Here is a 23,971-nt window from a genome sequence, read left to right as displayed (position 1 = left end):
AAAGCGTCAGGGGTTGGGGTCTAGCAATACCGTCAACTGCAAGGCAGGCAAAGGTTGTTGCCGATCTGCCAGCACACGGCGGCCCGACTGCAAGGCTTGGGCATTGATTTGCCAACCATTGACTGCTGGGCCTGTGCGGTCTAGCCAAGCCATCAATTGAGGCAAAGGCAAGGCCGCGCCAGTTAGGCGCAGGGTCAAATCGTCCATGGAGGCAAAATTTTGCACGTCTGAGCCTTGCTGCAAACTCGCCCCTTGTGGGTTCCAGTGCACCCTCGCCAAGGTGGTGCCCAAGGGCGACAAGAAACTGAGTTGACCTTGCTCGGGACGTCCTGTCATTTCGAAGGCTGTGCTGAATTGTTCAGGCGGATTTTTTGCCACCCTAAGGGTTAAGCGCCCCTCCCAGTGGCCTATCGCCTCGGGGTTCGTTGAGTCCACTGCCACATGGCGCGGTGCATGACTACAAGCCGTTAGCAAAACAAGCAAGGCACAGCCAAGCGCAGGCCAGCACTGTCTGGCGTAAAGCATCAGAGCTTGACTTTCAAGCGCTTCAAGGTCTGTCGCAGCAGTTCGTTGGATTGGTCTAGGCGCATAGCCTCACGCCAAATTTTTTTTGCCTTGTCTTGCTGCCCCAAACTCCAATGAACTTCGCCTAAATGCGCAGCGATTTCTACGTCCGGCCGAGTTGCATAGGCGCGCTCCAAGATGGCCAGAGCAGATAACTTGTTGCCCATGCGAAATTCCACCCATCCCAAACTGTCGACGATGTAGGGTTCTTCAGGTGCAAATTCCAAGGCTTTGACAATCAGTTCACGGGCTTCAGGCAAACGTAAATTGCGATCAGCCAAGGAGAACCCCAAAGCGTTGTAGGCATGTTGGAAGTCGGGCTTGGCGACGATGATGCTGCGTAAAAGTTTTTCCATTTCGTCTAAGCGGCCTAACTTCTCAGACAACATCGCCACCTCGTAGCGCAGGTCGAGGTCGTCGGGTTCGTCTTTGCTGGCCTTGCTCAATAATTGGTAAGCATCATCGAATTTTTTGTAGTCGCGCAGCAACTTGACCTCGGCTTGCAACCTGGCTCGCTTGGCCTGAGGTGTATTGGTAGGCAATTGGGCGATCAAGGCACGTGCTTTGTTGATATCACCTTTGCTTGCGATCAGGTTGGCCCTTTGTACCTGAACTTGAGTCAGTTGTTCTGGGTCTTCAATTTTGTTCAGCCACGACTCAGCTTCTTGGTCGTTTTTGGCTTTGATGGCGATTTGGGAAAGCATCAGATAGGCTTGCGAAAGACCGCGCACCTCTTGTTTGTCCTTTTCCAAATCAAGAAAGCGCAGCAGCGAAGCTTTGGCTTGCTCGTCTTGAGCTTGTTCAACTTGCACTGCGCCCAACAGCAGCCACACATCGGAGAAATTGGGCATATCTTGGGAGAGTTTTTGTAGCTGCACCAAGGCATCATTCAAACGCTGGTTGTCGATCAAAACTCGGGCATAACTCAGCTGTAGATTAGGTTGCCCATTTTTTTTCAAGGCTTGCAACACCAGTTCTTCCGCTTGCGATTCACCCAGTGACAACAACTCCAAGGCCAGCATGGCGGGTTCTGGAGAATCGGGCGATTTGGCCAAAGCCAATTTGGCCGCTTCCACTGCTTGGGGCAGTTTTTTCGCCCAAATGCGCATACGCCCGATGGTGGCCCAACTCACCGCTGCTGTACTCTCTTGGGCGGTATAGGGGCTCAAAGCTTGCTCGACCACGGCATTGGCCAATTCTTTGTCCTGCACCTGTGAATAAATTTGGGGGATGCCGGTGATGCCTTCAGCCTGTTGTTCTGGGGGCAACAAGCTGATGCTCGAGCGCAGTGTGGTGACGCTTTCGGTCAGTTGGTTCAAGGCAATCTGTATTTGCAGCACATAGCTGTTGGCTTCGTGCGATTTGGGGTGCGCTTTTTTCCAAGCCTTGGCACTTTCAAGTGCCAAGGGGCCTGAGCGTGTGGCCAAGGCGATTTCAACCGCACGTTTGAAAACCGTTTCGTCCCCGCTTTTGCGGGCGGCTTCAAAAATCATGGAGTAGCCAGCACTGGGGTTGCCTTGGGTGACCTGCATTTCACCTAACAAGATCAGCAGCATCCATTCGGCATTGAGTTTGGAGTTTTCAATGGCGGCTGTTTCAGGCGCTTGGGGTGGGGCAGATTGCTGCGCCCAAGCAGAGTGAATAAAGCCAGCGAAAAAGGCCAAAGTGGTGACACCAGCAAGCCCAGCGCCGCGTAGAGCGGAAGTACAAGAGTAAAAGTTCATCAGGGAATGATAATCGCAGCATTCCCTAGTCTGCTCTCCATGCCTGAATTACCCGAAGTTGAAGTGACTCGCCTGAGTTTTGCCTCCCGCATCGCTGGTGGGAAGATTGCAAATGTGGCCATGGGCAAAGCTTTGCGCTGGCCTTTGGGGTGTACCCCTGAAAGTTTGCAAGGACTAGAGGTATTAGGGGTTCGCAGGCGGGGCAAATACCTTTTGCTTGATTTAAGCCAAGGTTTGTTGTTGATTCACCTTGGGATGTCAGGGTCTTTGTCTTTTGGCGAAGCCTTAAGCCCACCGGGTCCGCACGACCACTTCAATTGCCTGACCGACAAAGGCTTGCTGCGCTTGCATGATCCACGCCGCTTTGGTGCAGTGGTTTATGCCCCCAGCCAAGACAGCCTTGTCGCCCAAAAATTGTTGGGACATTTGGGTGTGGAGCCTTTGGAGGACAGTTTCGACCCTGAGCTATTCGCCAAAGCACTGAAAACCCGCCAAACCGCCATCAAGCAGTTATTGCTCGCGGGTGATGTGGTGGTCGGCGTTGGCAATATTTACGCCAGCGAAGCGCTTTTCATGGCAGGTATTCGTCCGACCACACGCGCTCATCGCATCAGCAAAGTCCGAGCTTTTAAGCTTCACGCAGCCATTCGGGAAGTGCTGATGGCAGCCGTTGCCCAAGGTGGCAGCAGCCTGCGAGATTTTTCCAATGCGCAAGGTCAAAACGGTTACTTTCAGTTGCAAGCCATGGTCTATGACCGTGCGGGGCAAGCTTGCCGCGTATGCGCCACCACCATTAAACGCTTGGTGCAAGGGCAGCGCTCTACCTTTTATTGCGTTCATTGCCAAAAGCCATGAGCAAGACGTCAAGTTTTGCTTCTCGTTTGGTGGCTTGGCAAAAGCAGCATGGCCGGCATGACCTACCTTGGCAGAAGAATGCAGACCCCTACCGAGTGTGGTTATCCGAGATCATGCTGCAACAAACTCAAGTTGTGACGGTCATGGGTTATTACGACAAGTTTTTAAAGCGTTTCCCAACAGTAACTGCTTTGGCCAGTGCCAGTTTGGATGAGGTGTTGGGGTTGTGGAGCGGTTTGGGCTATTACAGCCGAGCCAAAAATTTGCACCGCTGTGCACAGATGGTGGCGAGTGAACTTGGTGGTGTTTTTCCAAGCAGCAAAGAGGGCCTTCAACAGTTGCCTGGCATTGGCCCGTCTACCGCTGCAGCCATCGCTTCTTTGTGCTTTGGTCAAAGGGATGCAATTTTGGATGGCAATGTGTTGCGGGTGCTGACACGGGTCCATGGCTTTGGACACGATTTGTCGCAAGCAGTTCACGAAAAAGCGCTGTGGAAGATTGCACAGCAGGCATTGCCTACACAACAAAGCGATATGCCAACCTACACCCAAGGAATGATGGATCTGGGTGCTACTTTGTGTACACGCAGCCAGCCCGCATGTGCTCGCTGCCCTATGCAAGACATTTGTGTGGCGCACCATGAAGGCCAAACCAGCCACTACCCCGTCAAGTCGCGCAAGCTCAAACGCAGCGCTCAGGCGATGTGGTTGCTGTTTGCCCGTAGCGCTGAGCATGCGGTTTGGTTGCAGCAGCGTCCGCCTAAAGGTGTATGGGCGAGTTTGTTTACGTTTCCGATTTTTGACAGCGAAGATGCTTTGCTGGCGTCGTTGCCCAAGCCTTTGCAAAGCAAGTTGCAGTTTGCGCCTTCCTTTGTGCATGTGCTGACCCACAAGGATTTGCATTTGCATGTGGCGCATTTGGCTTTACCAATAGCGAAAAACTTGGGGGAGACAGGGCGGTGGTGGAGTGCCCAAGACTGGCCCAACTTAGGCCTGCCTGCGCCCGTGCGCCAGCTTTTGTTGGTTTAGCTAAGGTCGAGTTCGCGGTGACGTTTGAGGCTGACCCAATCAGGGGAAAAGCGTTGGTGCAAGGCCTCTACCAAGTACACCGAACGGTGTTGCCCACCCGTGCAACCGATGGCGACCGTCACATAGCTGCGGTGGTCGTTTTTAAGCGATGGCAGCCATTGCTGTAAAAAATCGCTGATATGCAACATCATGGTTTGTACGGACGTTTGCTGCGCCAACCAAAGCGCCACCGCAGCTTCGCGACCAGTCAAGGGCTTGAGATCGGGTTCGTAATGGGGATTGGGCAACATGCGCACATCAAACACAAAATCAGCATGAACAGGGATGCCGCGCTTGAAGGCAAAAGATTCGAACATCAGGGTTAGCTGGGCGCTGGGCGCTGTGACCAAAGAGTGCACATAGTCTTGCAGCTTTACTGCACGTAACAAACTGGTGTCGATGATGTGCGACTCTTCGCGCAAATCAGACAAAAGTTTGCGCTCGAGTTCAATTGCCGCGATTAAATCGCGGGTTGATACCGCCGCACCTTTATCGGCGCGTGAGAGGGGGTGGTTGCGTCGTGTTTCAGAAAAACGGTGTACCAGTGTGTCGGTGTTCGAGTCTAGGAACAGCAACCTGACATGCACCTGTTCATCGCGCAGTTGGGCCAACTGCGCGGGTACCAAATGCAAGGCGTGTGCGCTACGTACATCCATGGCAATGGCCATCTTGTCTTGGTGTGTTTGGTCTTCTAGGTGCACCAAAGACAGCAGCAACTCGGGCGGGAGGTTGTCAATGCAGTAGTAGCCTGCATCTTCAAGTGCGTGAAGAGCAATTGATTTGCCCGAGCCCGACATACCCGTGATCAAAATGAGTTCGCGGCTCATGTGCGTGTAGCCTTAGGTTTTGCAGAGGTCTTGGTCATCGCTTGCAGCATTTCACGTGCATGTGCATGGGTGGTGTCTGACAAGCGCTCACCCCCCAGCATGCGGGCAATTTCAGCCACTCTCTGTTCACCTGTAGCTGGGGTTACTTGACTGGCAACACCTTCTTTGTCAGCGTGTTTGGAGACCACCCAATGCTGGTCGGCGCAAGCGGCTACTTGGGGTAAGTGCGTCACAGCTAGCACTTGGCGGTCTTTGCCAAGTTGTTTCATGAGGCGCCCCACAGTTTCGGCGACTGCGCCGCCAACACCAGCGTCTACTTCATCAAAAATAAGTGTTTGCGCTGTGCCTAGCTGGCTGGTTGTCACTGCGATAGCCAAGGCGATGCGAGAGAGCTCACCCCCTGAGGCAACCTTGCCCACTGGTTTGGGGGTACTGCTGGCATGACCTGCCACTAAAAACTGCACTTCCTCTAAGCCATGGCTGGCGGGTTCGTCCAAGGCTTGCAGCTGTACTTGGAATTGACCGCCTTGCATACCCAAATTTTGCATGGCTTGGGTGATGCTGGTGGCTAATTTAGGTGCGGCTTTTTGGCGGGATTGAGTGCGTTTGCGCGCCTCAGCCATGAATGCGCTTTTGGCTTTTTGTTCGGCTGCTTCCAGTGATGCCAAATCGACTGCGGCATCTAGCTTCACAAGTTCTTGCTGCCAACCGAGGTAGAGAGACGGCAACTCCTGGGGCGTGCGTTTGTAGCGCCGTGACAAAGCTACCCAAAGCCCCATGCGCGCATCAATATCCGCCAAGCCTTGTGGGTCAAGGTCGGCTCGGCGCAACCACGCTTGCAGGCTGTGCGCCGCGTCCTCGGCTTGGGCCAGCGCAGAGCCAAGTTGGTCAGACAACTGTTGGAACTCGGCTTCAATATTGGCTTGCTCTTGCAATGCCTTGACTGCTTGAGCCAAGTGGCTGTGCGCGGCGTCTTCCTCTTGGAGGTGTGTGAGAGCGTTTTGTGCAGCATCCAAGAGGGTCTGCGCATGGGACAAGCGGGTGTGTTGGGCGTTCAACTCCTCCCACTCGTCTGCGCCTGGGGCGAGTTTGTCTACCTCTCCAATTTGCCAGCTCAGTCGCTCGCGTTCTTGTTGCAGTTGGTCTTGCGCCGAGCGAGCGTGTTCCAAAGTTTGCAAACTTTGTCGCCAATCGTTCCATAGCGTTTGCAAAGCTTGTGCAGGAAGTTGAGCGTAGGCGTCGAGTAAGTCACGCACCGCACTCGGGCGTGTCAGGCTTTGCCAAGCGTGTTGGCCATGAATATCGAGCAGTTGGTCGCCAATTTCACGCAACTGCGTGGCAGTGGCTGGGCTGCCATTGATCCATGCGCGACTTTTGCCCTGTACATCGATGCTGCGTTTGAGCAGCAGTTCATCGGTGGCATCAAAACCGTTGTCATGCAGCCAAGGGAATAGGTGGACAGGGGTGGAAAACTCAGCGCACAACTCGGTTCGCGCAGCCCCTTCACGTACCACGCTGGCATCTGCTCTGGCGCCCAATACCAGTTGAAGTGCGTCTATCAATATAGATTTGCCAGCCCCTGTTTCCCCGCTGAGTACGGTAAACCCAGCGCTGAACTCCAGCTCGAGTTGGCGAACAATGACAAAGTCACGCAGGCTGATGCGTTGCAAGCTCATGAACCACCCTCATTCCAATGAAGTTTATGGCGCAGTGTGTCAAAGTAATTCCATCCTTTGGGGTGAAGAAAGACCGCATGGTGTGGTGATTTGCGCACCAAAACCTTGTCCCCAATCAGCACAGAGGCCATGGATTGCATATCGAAATTGGCGCTGGCTTCACGTCCCCCCACCAATTCGATCGTCACCTCTGCGTGGTCCGCCAACACCAAAGGCCGATTGGAAAAAGTGTGCGGGGCAATTGGCACCATCAACAAGCCGCCCAAAGAAGGTTGCAACAGTGGGCCACCAGCCGACAAAGAATAGGCAGTAGAGCCTGTAGGGGTGGAGATGATCAGGCCATCGGCTCTTTGGTTGGCCACAAAATGTCCATCTACCGATACGCGCAACTCCACCATGCCCGATGAGGCCCCACGGTTGATCACCACATCGTTCAAAGCCAGCGCATCAAAGACACAGTCGCTGCCCCGCCAGACTTGGGCGTGCAACATACTTCGCTGGTCCTCTTCATAGTGACCCTGCAGCATGGGCTGCAAAGTGGCTTCCATGTGTTCCAGTGGGATGTCAGTGATGAAACCCAAACGGCCTTGGTTGATACCGATTAATGGAATACCATGCGGCGCGAGTTGCCTGCCAAAACCCAGCATGGTGCCATCGCCTCCCACGACCAAAGCAAGATCGCATTTCTTGGCAATACCTTCGATGTCCATGACTGGGCAATCCTGTGCACCTAAGTGCGCTGCGGTGTCTTTTTCTAGCACTACTTCGCAGCCTTGGCTGTGCAAAAAAGCCACCAAAGAGGCCAGTATGGGTTGAGCTGTTGGCGCAGCCGCACCATGGCTGGAAGAGGCGTGGGATTTGCCGATAAGCGCTATTTGGCCAAACTTAGGGTTCATAGGCCAAATTACATCATTAAAATGCCTCAAAAGGATGACCATGCTGGACGATCGCGCCAAGTTGTTGCTTAAGACCCTTGTAGAGCGCTATATCGCTGACGGACAGCCTGTGGGTTCGCGCACACTCTCCCGCGCCAACGGCATCGAGTTATCCCCTGCCACTGTAAGAAATGTCATGGCCGACTTGGAAGAAATGGGCTTGATTGTCAGCCCTCATACCTCTGCGGGACGTATTCCTACAGCGCGTGGCTACCGATTATTTGTTGACACCATGTTGACGTTTGATCGCCAACATTTGCAAGCGCCCAGTTTGGTGGCGGAGCAGCCGCAAAAAGTCATCACCAGTGCGGCCCAGTTGTTGTCCAATTTGTCCAATTTTGTGGGCGTGGTCATGGCGCCCAAGCGCAGTTCGGTGTTTCACCACATTGAGTTTTTACGGCTTTCCGATAAACGCGTTTTGGTCATCATCGTCACGCCTGAAGGCGATGTACAAAACCGCGTCATCTTTACTGACACTGATTTTTTGCAAAGCCAATTGGTTGAAGCTTCCAATTACCTCAATGCCAACTTTGCTGGCATGGGTATCGATCAGGTGCGTGAGCGTTTGCAAGCCGAGGTCGATAGTTTGCGAAGCGAGATTGCTGCTTTGATGCAAGCGGCGGTGAATTTCAGCTCTGAAGCTATGGTGCAAGGCGAAGACGAGGTGGTCATCAGCGGCGAGCGTAATTTGTTGTCGGTATCGGATTTTTCCAGTGACATGGGCCAATTACGCCGTGCTTTCGAGTTGTTTGAAGAAAAAGCGCAACTCATGCGTTTACTCGATATTTCTTCTCAAGCCGAGGGTGTGCGAATTTACATAGGCGGTGAAAGCCAAATTGTGCCCTTCGAAGAATTGTCTGTGGTGAGTGCCAATTACGAAGTAGACGGGCAAGTGGTGGGTACCTTGGGTGTCATTGGCCCCACCCGAATGCCTTACGAACGAATGATTCAAATTGTGGACATTACATCCAAGTTGCTTAGTAATGCCTTGAGTCACAAACCATCTTAATGATAACTATCTGAATATTGATAGCTGTAAACATAGTTTTTTTAAAATAGCACTTAAGGCCATGGGTTTGTATGTGTTTTGGTGTGAGGACGTGTGTTGACAACTCTATTTAGGGTGCAAACTAAGAAATCATTATTCTTAGACACCCATGAACGCCTCAATGTCATCGCTTGCTACGGTCGACGATGCCCTCAATCAAGTTAATTCTGTCGACGCTGGTGAGGCTGAGCCTGATGAACCTATAGAACTTACGCCATTTTTATCTTTGGCGGTGGCCTTGCTTTACATGCTCATGGCTGATGGGGAAATTGATGACCATGAAAGTAGTCAGCTGCAAGCTGTCATTGGCGGCAACCAAGATGTGCTGGAGTTGGCGTTTGAATATGTAGAAACCATCTCCTTGGATCAATTTCTCAAAGATGCACCTGCCGTTCTAAGCAACGAAGACAAGCTGTGTATTTTGTGCAATTTGTGCGATTGCTTGCTGGCAGACGGTGTGTGTCAGCAAGTAGAAGAAGAATTGTTTCAAAAAATTTGTATTTCATTCGGTTACAGCGCCAAATCTTTCACCACCTACTACAGCGCCATAGCGCTAAAAAACGAAAAATCTCTGCTAGGCCCCTACGATCCGGAGCTTTTGGACCAGGAAGTGGTTACGCCGCATTTGGCGATGGCAGCCTCTTTGCTTTACATGATGTCAGCTGACGGCGATATCGCAAAAGAGGAAATTGGACAGTTGCAAGTGGTTATTGGTGAATTTGAAAACTTGCAAGCCTTTGCGATGCAATATGTGCGCAATATCAAAATGAACCAATTCTGTAGAGAAGCGGCCTCTGCGTTAAATGCCGATCAAAAATTGCTGATATTGGCCAATGTATGTGATTGCATGATGTCTGATGGCAAAGTAGTAGAAATTGAAAAACGGTTATTCGGTAACTTGTTGGCAGCCTTTGATGTCTCAGATAAACAATTCAGTTCCTACTACGCCCCCTTAGAGATCAAGAACTTCAAGCCCTTTGGGACGGATGAAGAAATCAAGTCTTTGCATACCCGCAGAAGAACCCGAAGAAAGGGCAGGGGCCAATCATTTGGAATGAAGCTGAGCCATAAGCACAGCAATGCAGTGCATGGCAAAAGAGAAGTCAATGGAGCGGCCAATCAAGGCGAATGGCAAAGTGAGGAGTTGCAAGGCAGTTTGAGCGATCTGGTCACCCGCACCATGCAAGAAAATATCCAGCAGGTGAGCGAAACTTTCCAAGATGAAAATGACGTTGATCGAGTCTCTAACAATGCCACAGAGAAAATTCGAGAGGCTGTGATTGGCCAAGCAAGCGTCGATGGCAATTTGCAAAAAGTTCAAGAAACCGCTGCACTGTCCAATGTTCAAAAAATTGGTGCTAACGGATTCCGTAAACAACAGCAAGGCATAGGCGAGGGCGGATATGCTGACAACTTTCAGGGTTTGGATTTTTCTGGGTTCAATCTAACCCCGCCCAATTTAGTATCTGAAATCCGCATAGATGATTTGCAGAAAAATATCGGGCAAGTGCATGAAAAATTAAACCAATTTTTCCCTAAGCGAAATGAAAAATCTGCTTTTGCAGCACAACCTAAAGAGAAGTTTACAAGTAATCGCGCGTCCAAAGAAGTTGATAAGAGCCTGTCCAATATTGCGCCTGTGCCAGCAACGACACCAACCCGAAATGGCTATCCTTCTGTAGAGTTAACGCCTGACTCTTTGCCCTTGAATCTATCGGTTTCTGAAGTTGATCGACAAAACAAGGTCAACTTGAAAAACACTTGGCCAGAGCTAAATTTTCAAACAGTGGAAGTACCTCCGTCTGTGCGCCTATCTAGAAAGCCTGTTCCCTCTGATGGACTGGGCTTGCAAGGCGCTAAGGAAGCTAACCAAGCAACAGAAGTCAGTGTCAGCGGCAATTCCAGCGAATCAGTCCAGATGGACGAGTCACTCGCATTACTGAATAGATCGTTGGAATATACAAATGGTCAAAGCCAAACCAAAACCGCTTCAGGCAGTGTGCCTGTCAAGTCAGCAAGATCACTAAAGTATTTTGCAATGGCGACAGCGCTTGTTATTTCGATGCCCATGGGAGTTTATGGGTACGGCCAACTTTACCCCTCCCTCAGTTGTCAGGGCCAAACCCAGCAATCACGTTTTTGGACTACGCAAGGAGAGCCCAGTTCGACATCGGTTTTGCAAGAAAACAAAATACCCGAAATGCATAAGATTGAAATTCGGCGTGGTGAGGTGTACCTAGACAATCACCGCTTTCCCTTGTACAAAGAACTTAACAGAGAAAACCATTTCGCCGCTCAGACCTCTGTTGGCTTTGATGGAAGCTACACCTCCCATGCTGTAGAAAACACATCTTATGCATTCGAATTCAATGCAACTACTCAGGCTTTGCAAGTCTTCAGTCAATCTTCAGGTATGCGATTTATGGATGGTGAAGTTGGGCAGATGAGGGTGGTCACCGTTTTTACGGGTCAATGCGCCAAACCTTGGTTTTGATACTGTGACATTTAGAAGCATCATTGCAGTTTTATTTTTAGGTTTTTTATCTGCTTGTACCCCCCAAAAAGGGCAAGAATTTTTTTGTGAAAGTTATGCGCAAGAGAGCATGACCAATGTATACAAACAACAAATTGTTCGGCTCACAGAGCAAGACTTTTGTGTAATTTGGCCGGTTGACTCCTCTCAATGTGGGACCCCCAGACAACCAACCATGACCCAGTGGTTTGAAGCTAAAGAAGCCACGAACCAAGTTCGTGGTCATTTACAAGCCAGTTTTTCTCTTAACCAAGCTGCCTTGGATATTCTTCCTTTTGTCCGTGAAAAAGGAAACCTTACTAATGGCGAAGCAGTTCCAACCGAGCAAATGCATTTTGTTTTTCGACCTTCAGATGCCATTTTGCAATTGACAACAGGCAATTCAGATAGTCAAACCATAGAGTTTGTTTGCAAACCATGGGTTAAGCAAAAATGGTGGGACATCTATTGATTTTTGAAACGGCATTAGACTTCAAAGTCTAGCAATTACAATGTTTCCCAAGGGCCTATAGCTCAGTTGGTTAGAGCAGAGGACTCATAATCCTTTGGTCCCTGGTTCGAGTCCAGGTGGGCCCACCAAATTGATAAGCCACTGATTTTTAAAGTCAGTGGCTTTTTTACTGTTTGCCATTTCATCTAGCAAGTGATTATTTTCAAAATCAAATCAGCCAGTGGTTTTTCATTTCCAAGAAAAGAAGACTGCATCACTGAGTAGATCTCTTCTTGACCTAAAGCTGAATAATCTAATTTGTATCCTGCTTGCTCTGCAAGTTGCGAAATGAAAAGTCGCTGAACACGCCCATTACCTTCGCGAAAAGGGTGGATGGCATTGATTTCAGATAAGTAATGAGCCAATCGGCGGGCTAATGCTGTGGACTCAAGATTGTTTAAATATTCCTCAGCAGCAAGGGCGCTAAAAACCGTATTTGAATACGATTGAATTTGCCTTACATTGCAAAAACGGCTGTCGCCTCTAATGATATCGACGCTTCTAATTTCGCCTGCCCATTCATAAACATCCTGAAAAAGATATTCGTGAATTTTGCAGAGGTGAGTTAAGTCAAAATTGCCTTCAACAGGCGTGTGTGCGAGCTCAAGAATACGAACAGCAGTGAAGTCTGCTTCGTATTCGTCTAGGAGATCTTGATTTGTAATGCCTGCTTTGTTCTTCAGAACAGCAGTGCCTGGGATGCAGTAGACGTCATCCGCCTCGTAACGAGACATACTTTGCTTTGACTTCGTTGAGCAAATCGGCTGTCGTTTTTTGCCCGTCTACATAGGCTTGAAGTGCAGGTTTGAGACTGTCGCTAGGTTCCAACTTTTCAATGCGCAACGTGGCCAACATATTGGCGACGTTTCTTTCACGTGCGGACTGATTGAGGGGCGGCGTTGGCATAGAAATATCGGTTTAATTAATGGTCAATTTTAGCGGTCGAGGGTGCGTTTGTCACCCATTAAATGCATTGATTTGAAGTTCCACATTTGTTTCTACACCTCTGTAGACTACTTTTAACTATTGATTCCATTGGGGTTTTATTTCTTGAAGCTGCTCATAATCCTTTGGTCCCTTGTTCGAGTCTAGGTGGGCCCACCATTAATCTCCGCTACTTTCTGTAGTAATTTAATTCAAATAGCTGATTCTGCTATTCCTCGATAATGCATTCATGGAATACACACTACCTGTTTGGTTGCTTGATTTGGTTATTGTATTTTTTCTATTGGAATGGGCCTATTTTTATTTTCATTTCGAGCGGCATCAACTAGGCCTGAACCTATCAGAAATGAGTTTTTCTCTGGCACCCGGTTTTTTTCTGGTGTTGGGATTTCGATTCACCGCTGAAGAATCCATATCAATTTACTCACTCATTTGTCTATTTTTGGCAGGTGTGTTGCATGGATTTGATTTGTATTTGCGTCACCAAAAAGTCAAATCCAAAGAAAATTTCAACGATAACCAAGGCTCAGTATGACTTGGGCCTTGGTTCGTACATGTTATGATCTGCGCCCAGTGCGGCTGTAGCTCAGTTGGATAGAGTACTTGGCTACGAACCAAGGGGTCGTGGGTTCGAATCCTGCCAGCCGCACCATTTATTCATATATGAGCAAAGCCTTTACCCGCGAGTCTGACAAAGACGACGAAGACGAAGACGCATCACCGGCTTTGCCTAATGGCAGCAAAAACTACATTACCCCTCAGGGCTATGCCCGTATGCGTCAAGAGTTGCTGGGGCTTATTGACGATGAGCGCCCTAAGGTTGTTGAGATCGTGCATTGGGCAGCCAGCAATGGCGACCGCTCTGAAAACGGTGACTATATTTACGGAAAAAAGCGTTTGCGTGAAATTGACAAACGCATCCGCTTTTTAACCAAGCGCCTTGAAATAGCGGTAGTGTCAGACCCTAGCGTTCATTTCAGCGGTAACCAGGTTTTTTTTGGTGCCACGGTCGACTATGAGGATCAGCACGGCGCTACCAATACCATCACTATTTTGGGTGTCGATGAGGCTGATAGTTTGAACGGACAGGTCAGTTGGGTGTCTCCCATTGCGCAAGCTTTGCTTAAAGCGCATGTCGGTGATGTTGTGAAGTTGCAAACACCCAAAGGTTTACTTGAAATCGAAGTTCTCAATGTGGCTTATCCCTCTCCTAATGGCCAGCCATAGCAGCTTGGTTTGGCCTATCAGGATTGTGCGCGCTGTGAAAAAGACCGACTGGCTTTGCTGACAGAGGGAAGTCGCTGCAAACTGCCCAGTACCGACTGCAGATGCGCCGCATCCTGCACGGCGATCAAGAACCGCAAATCGGTAGCCTCTTTGCCGCTGACTTCATCGATCATGCTGACCAGTTTGATGTCTGCTTCAGCAGACGTGATGGACGAGGCCACACTGGCTAGTACACCTTTGCCATTTAAAACTGTGACCACAATGCTTGCTTCAAAACTGCGCACGGGTTCATCAGACCATTCAACCGCAATAAAACGTTCGCTGTCTTTGGTTTTAAGGCGTTGTGCGACATGGCAGGTGTCTAAATGAACGACCAAGCCTTCTCCATGGCCCAAGTAACCCAAAATGGCGTCGCCTGGTAAGGGGTGGCAGCACTGGGCATATTGCACTGAAGCATTCGCGCTGCCATCCACCACCACACTGCCTTGCGATAAAGTTTCGTGAGCAGTAAAGCGCTCAAGGCTTAACAACAAGGGGTCTGGGCGTTCACCCAAATCAGCCAGCAGTTTTACCAAGCGTTTGGCCACGATGGTAGCCACGCGCTTTCCAAGGCCAATATCGGTTAACAACTCAGTGAGAGTTTTGCTGCCCGTGAAGCGCAAGAGTTTCTCCCACAAAATGCGGTGGGCCTGATCTGAGGCTGGTAACTGTGCAAACCCCTCTGCTCGCAAGGCTTGCGTCAAAAGTTTTTCCCCTAAGTCTTGCGATTCAGACTGTGCACGGGTTTTCAAGTAGTGGCGAATTTTTGATCTTGCGCGCCCCGTTTTGACAAACCCTAGCCAAGCAGGGTTAGGCGTTGTTTCTGGTGAGGTGATGATTTCCACCACGTCACCATTGCTGAGTTCGCTGCGCAGTGACACGGGTTGCCCATTGACATTGGCGCCCAGTGTTCGTTCGCCAACATTGGTATGCACTGCATAAGCAAAGTCAACCACAGTAGCCCCACGAGGTAAGGCCATGATATGACTTTTAGGGGTAAAAACATAAACTGCATCAGGGAATAAATCAACTTTGACATGATCCCAAAACTCAGCGGCATCGCGTGTTTCATCTTGTATGTCAAGCAAGGACTGCAACCATTGTGTTCCCAAGCGCTCAGCGCGTTCATGCAGGGGGTCGCTGGTCTTATACATCCAGTGCGCAGCAACCCCAGACTCAGCGACCACATGCATAGCATCTGTGCGCAATTGGAACTCGACGTTGATACCTGCTGGCCCCACCAAAGTGGTGTGTAAAGACTGATAGCCATTAACCTTGGAAATAGCGATATGGTCTTTGAATTTGCCTGGCACGGGTTTGTAGAGTTGGTGCAAGATTCCTAAGCCGGTATAGCAATCGATGATGTTGGGAACCAAGATACGCATGCCATAAATATCTGTGACCTGCGCAAAACTCAAGTGCTTTTGCCCCATCTTCTGGTAAATGGAGTAAAGGGTTTTCTCTCGACCAAAAATATGGATAGAGAGATTGGCATTTTTAAAAGCGCCCTCTACATCGCGTTGCAATTTTTGTAATAAGTCACGCCTTCGACTGCGGGCCTTCATGACAGCTTTTTCTAGCACTTGGTAGCGCCAAGGTCTAAGGTAACGAAATGCTAAGTCTTGTAACTCGCGGTACGTTTGGTTCAGACCTAAACGATGTGCGATAGGTGCATAAATTTCCAAAGTCTCGCTGCTGATGGATTTCCAACGTGTTCGAGGCATTGCCTCCATGGTGCGCATATTGTGCGTACGGTCTGCCAACTTGACCAAAATCACCCGAACATCACGCGCCATGGCAAGCAGCATCTTGCGAAACGATTCAACCTGTCCTTCTTCTTTGGTTTCAAAGCTCAGTTTGTCGAGCTTGGTCAAACCGTCTACCAATTCGGCCACATGAGGACCAAATTTTTCGATCAAGTCGATCTTGGTGACACCACAGTCTTCCATCACATCGTGCAAAAGTGCTGCCATCAGCGCTTGGCTATCGAGCTTCCATTCAGTACATTGCAAGGCCACAGCAATGGGGTGGGTGATATAGGGTTCGCCACTGCGCCGCGTCACGCCCAAATGGGCTTCATCAGCAAAACGATAAGCACGCTTGACGTGTTCAATACCATCAGTTCCTAGGTATTCAAGTTTGGCTTCAAGCAAAGCAAAGCTTGCTGCTGCCGCATTGCTAGCAGGAGTAGGAGTTGTCAGGGTTTTTTCCGCATAAACCATAGGCTTAACTGTAGCGTTTTGTCAGCATGATGGCTCAAAGGGCGAAAAAAAAGCATTGCAAGGGCAATGCTTTGGTGTGTTTTGAGGCCCAAACCTCGTAAAAACAACTTAGCCAGGTACTTTTTTCAGCATTTCGATGCCGATTTTGCCTGCGGCAATTTCTCGTAATGCAGTCACACCTGGCTTATTTTTGCTTTCAATTTTGGGCGTGTGGCCTTGCGCCAGCATACGTGCGCGGTAGGTGGCGGCTAAAACCAACTGAAAGCGGTTGGGGATTTTTTCGAGACAGTCTTCAACAGTGATGCGTGCCATGGTGGTGCTCCGGTGATCAGATGAGTTTCAAGGCTTGGAAAATATCGCTTCTGAATCTGCGTTGCGACGCGTACTTGAGGCGCTGCGCATGAACAATAGCTTTAAGATCGAATAAGGCTTTGTCAAAAAGTTGATTGATTATAACGAAGTCGAACTCATGGGCCTGAGCCATCTCAGAGGCAGCGTTGGCCAAGCGAATTTCAATGACTTCAGCGGTGTCTTCACCGCGGCGCTGTAAGCGAGCGCGCAACTCTTGCCAACTGGGTGGCAATATGAAAATCAACACCGCATTGGCAAACAGGCGCTTGATTTGAACCGCGCCCTGAAAGTCAATTTCCAAAATGACGTCAAGGCCTTGCGAGATACGTTCCTCGATGGTCGATTTGCTGGTGCCGTAGCGGTTACCGTGGACATGGGCCCACTCTAAAAATGCATTGTTAGCTACCATGGCGTCGAATTCAGCATCGTCGATGAAGAAATATTCACGGCCATGAAACTCTTGTCCTCGTGGGGCGCGGGTGGTGTGCGAGACCGATGGCTGCACACCTGCATCTAACTCCATCAAGGCTTTGACCAAACTCGATTTGCCTGCCCCACTCGGCGCGGCCACTACGAAGAGGTTTCCTGGGTAGATCGTCATCATTCAAGGTTTTGAACTTGTTCGCGCATTTGCTCAATCAGCACTTTCATATCCAAAGAGATACGCGTCATCTCGATAGCGCTGGCTTTAGAGCCAAGTGTATTTGCTTCACGGTGCAATTCTTGAATCAGGAAGTCCAACCTTTTGCCTACCCCTTCTTTGTGGGTAGAAAGTTGTAGCAATCGGGTAATTTCATCTAAATGGGTTTTCAGACGGGTGACTTCTTCTGCAACATCCGCGCGAACCGCAAAACTGGCAGCTTCAGCCAAGGCGCGCTCGTGAATGGTGTCTGGCAAGGCCTGTGTATCAACCAAAGCCATGGCTTCACGCCAGCGCTCTAAAAAGCGCAGTCGCTGGTTTTCAACGGTTTTGGGCACCATCGGCAGGGCAAGGTCTGCCAAGTCTTGAAGTTGCTGAGCACGCTCAAGCAAATCGACTGCCAGACGCTCACCTTCACGCTGTCTGGCTTCGCAAAGTTGGGTAACCACCTGCTGACCTAAAGCCATGACTTGTGGCAACCAATCTTGGCTTGGTGTGAAGGGGCCATGGCTTAGGCGAATAACCTCGGCAACAGAAAGCAATGGCGCATCGTGCATGGTGCTGCGCACCAGTTGTTGAATCTCCATGAGGTTGCGCAGCAGGGCTTTGTCAGGCATGGCCAGTGAGCTGGCTTGAGAGGCTTCTAAGTGAGCGCGTAGTTCGACTTTGCCGCGTTTGATGTGCTGACCTATCAGTTCGCGCAAAGTTGGTTCGTGCTGGCGCAATTCATCTGGTAAGCGAAAGCTCACATCTAAGAAGCGGCTATTGACGCAGCGAATTTCTAAGCCCAAACGCGCACCTTCAGAGGTGCCCTCTGTTGCCAGCGTGGCTTGGGCGCTGGCATAACCGGTCATACTTTGTAAGGACATAGGTGGCTTTTCTGTAAAGACTCATTATCTCTGCCTAGCTTGGCTGGCTTGAAGGACAATAGCCTTTATCTAAACACAAGGTTTGTTCCCCTTCCATGAGCACTATTTCTTCTCGTCTAAAGCGTGCCAACGATGCATTACGCCCAGTACGCATTACCCGCAACTACACAATTCATGCTGAGGGTTCAGTATTGATTGCCTTTGGCAACACACAAGTCTTATGCACCGCTTCTGTGGAAGAAAAAGTGCCGCCCCATAAACGTGGCAGTGGTGAGGGTTGGGTTACAGCCGAGTACGGCATGTTGCCGCGTGCCACCCACACCCGAAGTGACAGGGAAGCTGCCAAGGGTAAGCAAAGTGGCCGCACCCAAGAGATACAGCGCCTCATTGGTCGTTCAATGAGGGCGGTATTCGATTTAAAGAAACTGGGTGAGCGCACGATTCAGCTCGATTGCGATGTGTTGCAAGCTGATGGCGGCACCCGAACTGCTGCCATCACTGGTGCGTTTGTGGCAGCGCAAGATGCAATCAATGGCTTGATTGCCAAAGGTCTCATTACATCAAGTCCTATTACCCACCATGTCGCAGCCATTTCAGTGGGACTGCTGCATGGCCAAGCATTACTAGACTTGGAATACACCGAAGACTCTGTGTGCGACACCGATATGAATGTGGTGATGACCAGCGATGGCGGTTTTGTTGAAGTGCAGGGTACAGCTGAAGGCGTGGCCTTCACCAGAAGTGAAATGGATGGCCTGCTGTCTTTGGCAGACAAGGGCATTCGTGAATTGATTCTTTTGCAAAAAGCGGCTCTTGGCGCATGACTATGTCCCCCACTCGCTTGGTACTTGCGTCAAACAATGCGGGCAAGCTTGCAGAACTTCAAGCGCTATTTGCCCCTTTGGGGGTGGCGTTGGTGGCGCAATCGTCTTTGAATATCCCCGAGGCCGAAGAGCCATTCCACACCTTCGTTGAAAACGCTTTAGCCAAGGCTCGTCATGCCAGTTTGCACAGCGGTTTACCCGCTGTTGCCGATGACGCAGGTTTGTGTGTGGATGCCTTTGGTGGCTTGCCTGGCGTGCAAACGGCTTTTTACTGCATCCAATTTGGCTACCCCAAAAGCGACGACAACAACCGCAAGGCATTGCTTGAGCAAATGGTGGGCGTGACACAACGACGTGCTGCCTTGGTCAGTACCTTGGTGGCTGTTCGCAGTCCGCTAGACCCGGAACCGCTGATCGCCACGGGCCGTGCGGTCGGCGAAATTGCCACTGAACCCATGGGTGACAAGGGTTTTGGCTTTGATCCCGTGATGTGGATTTCTTCTGTAGGTAAAACTTTCGCCCAAATGCCAGACGAAGAAAAAAATGCTTTAAGCCATCGGGGGCAAGCTGCAAGGGCTATGCTGGAATTGATGCATGCACGTTGGTTTGCATGAGCCTTGATATTCAGCATTTGATGCGTGCAGGCACCTTGTCCCTGCCGTCTTTGCCGCCTTTGTCTGTCTATGTGCACCTGCCTTGGTGCTTGAAAAAATGTCCCTATTGTGATTTCAATTCCCATGAAATGCGCAAAGCCGAGTTGCCAGAGTCTGCTTACCTTGACGCACTGTGTGCCGATATTGAAGCCAGTTTGCCTTTGGTGTGGGGACGGCAAGTGCACAGCGTGTTCATTGGTGGTGGTACCCCCAGCTTGTTTTCAAGCCAAGGCATAGCGCGATTGGTCAGCGATTTGCGTGCACGTTTGAATATGGTTGCAGACTGCGAAATTACTTTGGAAGCTAACCCTGGCACGTTTGAGAAAGAGCGTTTTCATGCCTTCAGACAAGCAGGTGTAAATCGCTTGTCTGTGGGGGTGCAAAGTTTTAACGACCAGCATTTACAGGGCTTAGGGCGTGTACATAACGCCGATCAAGCAATCGCTGCAGTAGAGGAAGCTGCACTAGCTTTTGAGACCTTCAATATTGATTTGATGTACGCCTTGCCCAGTCAAACCATGGCGCAATTGGATGAAGACTTAACGGTTGCCTTAGCGCTCAAGCCTCCTCATCTTTCTATTTACCATCTGACGATAGAGCCCAACACCCTGTTTGCCAAGTACCCACCAACAGACCTTCCCGTTGAGGATTTGGCTTATGACATGCTCGATCGCATTACCGAGCAAACACAAGCAATTGGTATGCAACGCTATGAAGTGTCAGCCTATGCCAAGTCGGGACATCGCTGTTGGCACAACACCAATTACTGGCAATTTGGCGACTACCTGGGTGTGGGTGCAGGTGCGCACACCAAGCTGAGCTTTGCCCACCGAGTGGTTCGTATGGTTAAGCACCGCGAACCTAAGTTGTACATGGAAAAAGCTATGGGCGAGGGTGCAACCGCGTCGTTTGAAGAGGTTTCACGCGAGAACCTGCCCTTTGAGTTCATGCTGAATGCCACTCGATTAAAGGACGGTTTTGAATTGCAGTGGTTCACCGAGCGAACCGGACTCCCCGTTAATGCAATTGCCCCGGCTTTGGACAAGGCGCAGTCCTTGGGATTGATTGAGCGCGATTTGCAAAAGGTACGCCCAACTGAACGTGGTTTTGATATGTTGAGTGATTTGCAGGCTTTGTTTCTGCCGCATGAATCGTTGAGCGCCTAGGCTTTGCTAACGGCAAAGCTGGTTAGAATCTTGTTCGCTAAGACACACACGACAAGGAAGCGTGGCAGAGTGGTCGATTGCACCGGTCTTGAAAACCGGCAACGGGCAACCGTTCGTGAGTTCGAATCTCACCGCTTCCGCCAATATCACAAGTAAAAAAACATTTAACTCTCTAATTTAGCCACGTTGACAAAGTCTGAGGTGTGGCAGACAAAGATGATGGTCATCAGTAGTTGCTGCCACCATTGATTTGAATGCCCTGGCCAGTGATATGGCTTGACAAATCAGAGGCAAGGTAAAGCATCAAATTCGCTACCTCAGCAGGATTCGCATACCGTCCATCAGGTATGGATGCCATTCGTTGATCACGCAGTTGTGCGGTAGAACCCGTCGCTTGTGAGGCTTCAATTTCGCGCAACATCTCTGTGTCGACAGGCCCAGGGCACACAGCATTGACGCGGATACCTTTGCGAGCAACTTCAAGCGCAGCAGTTTTTGTCAGTCCCATAACTGCGTGTTTGCTGGCAGTGTATGGACCCAGTTTGCGGGTAGCCAAGAAAGATCCCAGCGAAGCGGTATTGACGATAGCTCCTTTGCCTTGTTTAAGCATGACGGGCAAAACATATTTAAGTCCTAAAAATACGCCTCTTACATTGATATTCATGACTTTTTCAAAAACCTCTAAGGGGTAGTCCACCAAGGAATGGATTTCTCCTTGCCATGCTGCATTGTTCATAAAGATATCAATTCGTCCCCATTTTTGTAATGCAGTATCGACATAGTTTTGAACCTGCCCCGGATCGCTGACATCGGCTTGGACAAACAAGGCATCCCCACCGCCACTCTTTAAAAGTGATTCGGTTTCAAGTCCGGCTTCTTTGGCGATATCAATCAGCACCACTTTTGCGCCAACCTGACCTAATGCCAAAGCTACTGCGCGACCAATGCCACCCGATGCGCCTGTTACCAAGGCGACCTGATCCGAGAAATCAATTTTCATTTGATGTACCCAAAGGGAAAACCCCTAAATTCAAAATATATTTACAGGTAGATAATTCTACTAGTCAGTAAATATATCAGAGAAATGCTTTGACAACCAATTTAAGCGTCCCAATCTGGCCTTCGCTCAGCGATAGGCAGGAGACGATACGTCAAAGGTTTCCAATATGGCACCCTATGACATTAAGTGATTTGCTAGAAAAAAACGCCCAAGAATTTCCGAATAGGCCTTTTGTTATGACCAATAACCAAAATTGGACATATTCAGAGTTGTATTCATGGGTCAAGCGATTGGCCGCAGGTTTAACCAGCAGTGGTGTGAAACCTGGTGACCACGTAGCGATGTTGATGGCCAATTTCCCAGAATTTATCGCCATTAAGTTTGCTATAGCAATGGTAGGTGCCGTTGCAGTACCCATCAATTTTTTAAACAAGCGAGATGAATTGGGCTATGTGCTCAAGCAGTCAGACGCTGTTATGTTGATCACCATGGACAGGTTCAGAGACTTGCCATATTTAAAATTCTTGGATGAACTAGCACCTAATTGGGAAGTTCAAGGCGGTGGTAATGCATTTCCGTTATTGAAAAGGGTAGTTGTTTTTCATACAGGAGAGTGTGGCGAATCAGAAAATAGAAAAGGTCTGGTCAATCTTCATCAATTTGGTTCGCATGCTGAACTTCTTAATGTTGATCACCCTGGACCCTCAACACCAAGTGACATCATTTACACCTCTGGGACCACAGGTTTTCCAAAAGGAGTGATTCTGACGCATGACATGATGTTGCGAACTGCGTTTGGTAGCGCATGGGCACGTGGTTTTCAAGATGGCCGACGAATTTTATTTTCACTTCCTCTCTACCATGTGTACGGCTATGTTGAAGGTTTGCTTGCTTGTATGTTTGTGGGCGGCGCCATCATTGCCCAAACCAAATTTGATGCTGCGGACACTTTGGCTGCCATTGACACCCATCAAGCCAGCGATATCTTGCTGATTCCTGCGATGACATTGGCCTTGATTGAAGCGCAGAAAAAGCTCAACTGTCCATTGCATTCATTGCGTTCGGTTATCTCTTCGGGTGGAAGAGCCCCATCCACAATTTGGCAGCAAATCATGGACCATTTGCATCCGATCGAAATCACCACAGGCTATGGCATGACCGAAGTGACTGCATCCAGTACGGTTACTCGGCCAACGGATGGAATAGAGCGGTGGCTTAATTCCAATGGTCGCTTGCGAGAAGTCGGACCCGCAGGCGATCCAGCGCTGGGTGACCGGTTGGTGATTTACCGCGTTGTAGATCCTGATTCAGGCCTGATATTGCCAAGAGGCATGGTTGGTGAATTGCAAGCCAAGGGGCCTGGTGTGACAAGTGGCTACTACAACAAGCCAGAAGACACAGCAGCTGCTTTCACCAGCGACGGATGGTTACACACGGGTGACTTAGGGCGACTGGATGAAGACGATTACCTTAGCTTGGTGGGCAGGCTTAAGGAGTCTTACCGATGTGGTGGCGAACAAGTCATGCCTAGCGAAGCAGAGGACCTGCTAATGACACACCCATCGGTGCTGCAAGCCCATGTTGTGCCTGTGCCTGATGAGCGAATGGGCGAAATCGGTGTGGCATTTTTAGTACTGCGTATAAAGTCAACATGCCAAATATCTGAACTGCAGTTACTTTGTAATGAGCGTCTGGCAAGGTTCAAAATACCAAAGCATTTTTTAGTTATTGATGCGACAGAAATTCCTGTGACGCCGTCTGGTCGTGCTCGCAAATTTCTACTCTCCAAAATTGCTTGTGAATCCTTAGGTTTGACCTCGCATTAAAAAAATCTCTCTCACTTCAATATAAAAGGTTTTCTATGTCTAATCAAGCGAATACAGCCAACAGTCAAGGTCTGATAACCATTGACACACCTGTGGGTTTTGAGCTCGAAGGCGTTAAAAAGAAGGCAGCCATTCAACTTATGGGATCTAGATTGTGGGGACGTTTCAACCCCAATCACTGGGATCCTGTATACGCCCATCAAACCGGGCTTGCAGCACCCATTCAAACTGGCGAAATGTCTTCTGCCTACATTTCTGAAATGTGTGTGAATTATTTTGGTTCGAATTTTTTCAAAAATGCACGTTTCGTTTGTAAATATGTGGCTTCAACTTTGGCAAATGAAGTCATCACGACCTATGGTGTCGTGAAAGAAAAAACGCCCAAAGGAAATGGTTTTCGTTTCAAGGTTGAATTTTGGGCCTCTAACGAAGAAGGACAAACCAAAACTATAGGCTGGACAGAGGTTGATGTTGGCGTTTAAAGCATGAA

The 23,971-nt window shown here is 49.6% G+C and carries 24 protein-coding genes and 3 tRNA genes; 15 read left to right on the top strand and 12 right to left on the bottom strand.

Going from position 1 to position 23,971, the window contains the following annotated elements:
- Window positions 1-6: 6 nt before the first annotated feature.
- Both AC9UEO_RS00910 and AC9UEO_RS00905 read right to left on the bottom strand, forming a co-directional pair.
- Window positions 7-525, bottom strand: coding sequence for a lipoprotein insertase outer membrane protein LolB (locus tag AC9UEO_RS00910; RefSeq protein WP_509528680.1), 519 nt, complete (start codon window positions 523-525; stop codon window positions 7-9).
- Window positions 525-2,288: a tetratricopeptide repeat protein gene (locus AC9UEO_RS00905; protein WP_509528679.1), complete on the bottom strand. Its 1,764-nt coding sequence runs from the start codon at window positions 2,286-2,288 to the stop codon at window positions 525-527. Before AC9UEO_RS00905 ends, AC9UEO_RS00910 begins: the two co-directional genes overlap by 1 nt.
- A 39-nt stretch (window positions 2,289-2,327) precedes the next feature.
- On the opposite strand from AC9UEO_RS00905, the gene mutM reads away from it, so the two are divergent.
- Both mutM and mutY read left to right on the top strand, forming a co-directional pair.
- Entirely contained in the window at window positions 2,328-3,143 is an 816-nt protein-coding gene (gene mutM / locus AC9UEO_RS00900; RefSeq protein WP_509528676.1) for a bifunctional DNA-formamidopyrimidine glycosylase/DNA-(apurinic or apyrimidinic site) lyase, read from the top strand.
- On the top strand, window positions 3,140-4,171 hold the full coding sequence (mutY, locus tag AC9UEO_RS00895; RefSeq protein WP_509528674.1) for an A/G-specific adenine glycosylase: 1,032 nt from the start codon (window positions 3,140-3,142) through the stop codon (window positions 4,169-4,171). Before mutM ends, mutY begins: the two co-directional genes overlap by 4 nt.
- Here the strand turns inward: mutY and rapZ are convergent.
- From rapZ to AC9UEO_RS00880, 3 genes are read right to left on the bottom strand one after another with little or no spacing between them, the layout of a single operon-like run.
- Window positions 4,168-5,037, bottom strand: coding sequence for an RNase adapter RapZ (rapZ, locus tag AC9UEO_RS00890; protein ID WP_509528672.1), 870 nt, complete (start codon window positions 5,035-5,037; stop codon window positions 4,168-4,170). The two genes, mutY and rapZ, sit on opposite strands and share 4 nt — an antisense overlap.
- On the bottom strand, window positions 5,034-6,713 hold the full coding sequence (gene recN / locus AC9UEO_RS00885) for a DNA repair protein RecN (protein WP_509528670.1): 1,680 nt from the start codon (window positions 6,711-6,713) through the stop codon (window positions 5,034-5,036). Before recN ends, rapZ begins: the two co-directional genes overlap by 4 nt.
- Complete coding sequence (locus AC9UEO_RS00880) at window positions 6,710-7,609, bottom strand: NAD kinase (RefSeq protein WP_509528668.1); 900 nt, start codon at window positions 7,607-7,609, stop codon at window positions 6,710-6,712. Before AC9UEO_RS00880 ends, recN begins: the two co-directional genes overlap by 4 nt.
- 40 nt (window positions 7,610-7,649) lie before the next feature.
- Here AC9UEO_RS00880 and hrcA point away from each other — a divergent pair, with 40 nt between their 5' ends.
- The 4 genes from hrcA (at window position 7,650) to AC9UEO_RS00860 (ending at window position 11,808) form a co-directional block, all read left to right on the top strand.
- Complete coding sequence (hrcA, locus tag AC9UEO_RS00875) at window positions 7,650-8,657, top strand: heat-inducible transcriptional repressor HrcA (protein ID WP_509528666.1); 1,008 nt, start codon at window positions 7,650-7,652, stop codon at window positions 8,655-8,657.
- A gap of 148 nt (window positions 8,658-8,805) precedes the next feature.
- Window positions 8,806-11,190, top strand: a complete 2,385-nt coding sequence (locus AC9UEO_RS00870; protein ID WP_509528663.1) for a TerB family tellurite resistance protein — start codon at window positions 8,806-8,808, stop codon at window positions 11,188-11,190.
- A 4-nt stretch (window positions 11,191-11,194) separates the two neighbouring features.
- A complete protein-coding gene (locus AC9UEO_RS00865) occupies window positions 11,195-11,680 on the top strand; it encodes a hypothetical protein (RefSeq protein ID WP_509528661.1) in 486 nt (161 codons plus the stop codon).
- A 51-nt stretch (window positions 11,681-11,731) separates the two neighbouring features.
- A tRNA-Ile gene (locus AC9UEO_RS00860) sits at window positions 11,732-11,808 on the top strand.
- 57 nt (window positions 11,809-11,865) lie between these two features.
- Here the strand turns inward: AC9UEO_RS00860 and AC9UEO_RS00855 are convergent.
- A complete protein-coding gene (locus tag AC9UEO_RS00855; protein WP_509528659.1) occupies window positions 11,866-12,453 on the bottom strand; it encodes a Fic/DOC family protein in 588 nt (195 codons plus the stop codon).
- Window positions 12,431-12,625 (bottom strand): antitoxin VbhA family protein, encoded by a 195-nt coding sequence (locus tag AC9UEO_RS00850; protein WP_509528657.1) that lies wholly within the window; start codon window positions 12,623-12,625, stop codon window positions 12,431-12,433. The genes AC9UEO_RS00855 and AC9UEO_RS00850 overlap by 23 nt, the downstream gene beginning before the upstream one ends.
- A 268-nt stretch (window positions 12,626-12,893) precedes the next feature.
- Between AC9UEO_RS00850 and AC9UEO_RS00845 the strand changes: the two genes are divergently transcribed.
- The 3 genes from AC9UEO_RS00845 to greB all read left to right on the top strand — a co-directional run bounded on the left by AC9UEO_RS00845 (window position 12,894) and on the right by greB (window position 13,891).
- Entirely contained in the window at window positions 12,894-13,199 is a 306-nt protein-coding gene (locus AC9UEO_RS00845) for a hypothetical protein (protein ID WP_509528655.1), read from the top strand.
- Between the two features lie 40 nt (window positions 13,200-13,239).
- Window positions 13,240-13,316: transfer RNA gene (locus AC9UEO_RS00840), tRNA-Arg, on the top strand.
- 11 nt (window positions 13,317-13,327) lie between these two features.
- Window positions 13,328-13,891: a transcription elongation factor GreB gene (gene greB, locus AC9UEO_RS00835; protein WP_509528653.1), complete on the top strand. Its 564-nt coding sequence runs from the start codon at window positions 13,328-13,330 to the stop codon at window positions 13,889-13,891.
- Between the two features lie 17 nt (window positions 13,892-13,908).
- On the opposite strand, the gene AC9UEO_RS00830 is transcribed toward greB, so the two are convergent.
- From AC9UEO_RS00830 to AC9UEO_RS00815, 4 genes are all read right to left on the bottom strand, one after another.
- Entirely contained in the window at window positions 13,909-16,152 is a 2,244-nt protein-coding gene (locus tag AC9UEO_RS00830; RefSeq protein ID WP_509528651.1) for a RelA/SpoT family protein, read from the bottom strand.
- Between the two features lie 108 nt (window positions 16,153-16,260).
- A complete protein-coding gene (rpoZ, locus tag AC9UEO_RS00825; protein ID WP_509528649.1) occupies window positions 16,261-16,464 on the bottom strand; it encodes a DNA-directed RNA polymerase subunit omega in 204 nt (67 codons plus the stop codon).
- A gap of 16 nt (window positions 16,465-16,480) precedes the next feature.
- A complete protein-coding gene (gene gmk, locus AC9UEO_RS00820; RefSeq protein WP_509528647.1) occupies window positions 16,481-17,107 on the bottom strand; it encodes a guanylate kinase in 627 nt (208 codons plus the stop codon).
- Window positions 17,104-18,012, bottom strand: a complete 909-nt coding sequence (locus AC9UEO_RS00815; RefSeq protein WP_509528645.1) for a YicC/YloC family endoribonuclease — start codon at window positions 18,010-18,012, stop codon at window positions 17,104-17,106. Before AC9UEO_RS00815 ends, gmk begins: the two co-directional genes overlap by 4 nt.
- A gap of 152 nt (window positions 18,013-18,164) precedes the next feature.
- On the opposite strand from AC9UEO_RS00815, the gene rph reads away from it, so the two are divergent.
- From rph to AC9UEO_RS00795, 4 genes are all read left to right on the top strand, one after another.
- Complete coding sequence (gene rph, locus AC9UEO_RS00810) at window positions 18,165-18,836, top strand: ribonuclease PH (RefSeq protein WP_509529082.1); 672 nt, start codon at window positions 18,165-18,167, stop codon at window positions 18,834-18,836.
- On the top strand, window positions 18,833-19,450 hold the full coding sequence (rdgB, locus tag AC9UEO_RS00805) for an RdgB/HAM1 family non-canonical purine NTP pyrophosphatase (RefSeq protein WP_509528643.1): 618 nt from the start codon (window positions 18,833-18,835) through the stop codon (window positions 19,448-19,450). The genes rph and rdgB overlap by 4 nt, the downstream gene beginning before the upstream one ends.
- Window positions 19,447-20,655, top strand: a complete 1,209-nt coding sequence (hemW, locus tag AC9UEO_RS00800; RefSeq protein ID WP_509528641.1) for a radical SAM family heme chaperone HemW — start codon at window positions 19,447-19,449, stop codon at window positions 20,653-20,655. The genes rdgB and hemW overlap by 4 nt, the downstream gene beginning before the upstream one ends.
- A gap of 55 nt (window positions 20,656-20,710) precedes the next feature.
- A tRNA-Ser gene (locus tag AC9UEO_RS00795) sits at window positions 20,711-20,798 on the top strand.
- Between the two features lie 83 nt (window positions 20,799-20,881).
- Here AC9UEO_RS00795 and AC9UEO_RS00790 read toward each other — a convergent pair.
- Window positions 20,882-21,655, bottom strand: a complete 774-nt coding sequence (locus AC9UEO_RS00790) for an SDR family NAD(P)-dependent oxidoreductase (RefSeq protein WP_509528639.1) — start codon at window positions 21,653-21,655, stop codon at window positions 20,882-20,884.
- Between the two features lie 176 nt (window positions 21,656-21,831).
- Here AC9UEO_RS00790 and AC9UEO_RS00785 point away from each other — a divergent pair, with 176 nt between their 5' ends.
- Both AC9UEO_RS00785 and AC9UEO_RS00780 read left to right on the top strand, forming a co-directional pair.
- The gene (locus AC9UEO_RS00785; protein ID WP_509528637.1) at window positions 21,832-23,481 is read left to right on the top strand and encodes a class I adenylate-forming enzyme family protein; all 1,650 of its coding nucleotides are present in this window, start codon (window positions 21,832-21,834) and stop codon (window positions 23,479-23,481) included.
- 35 nt (window positions 23,482-23,516) lie between these two features.
- Window positions 23,517-23,963, top strand: coding sequence for a MaoC family dehydratase (locus tag AC9UEO_RS00780; RefSeq protein WP_509528635.1), 447 nt, complete (start codon window positions 23,517-23,519; stop codon window positions 23,961-23,963).
- Window positions 23,964-23,971 lie beyond the last annotated feature (8 nt).

The organism is Limnohabitans sp., from assembly GCF_040401495.1.
GTDB lineage: Bacteria > Pseudomonadota > Gammaproteobacteria > Burkholderiales > Burkholderiaceae_C > Limnohabitans.
Note: the sequence above shows the minus strand (reverse complement) of the source record. Positions and strands in the feature narration are given on the sequence as shown.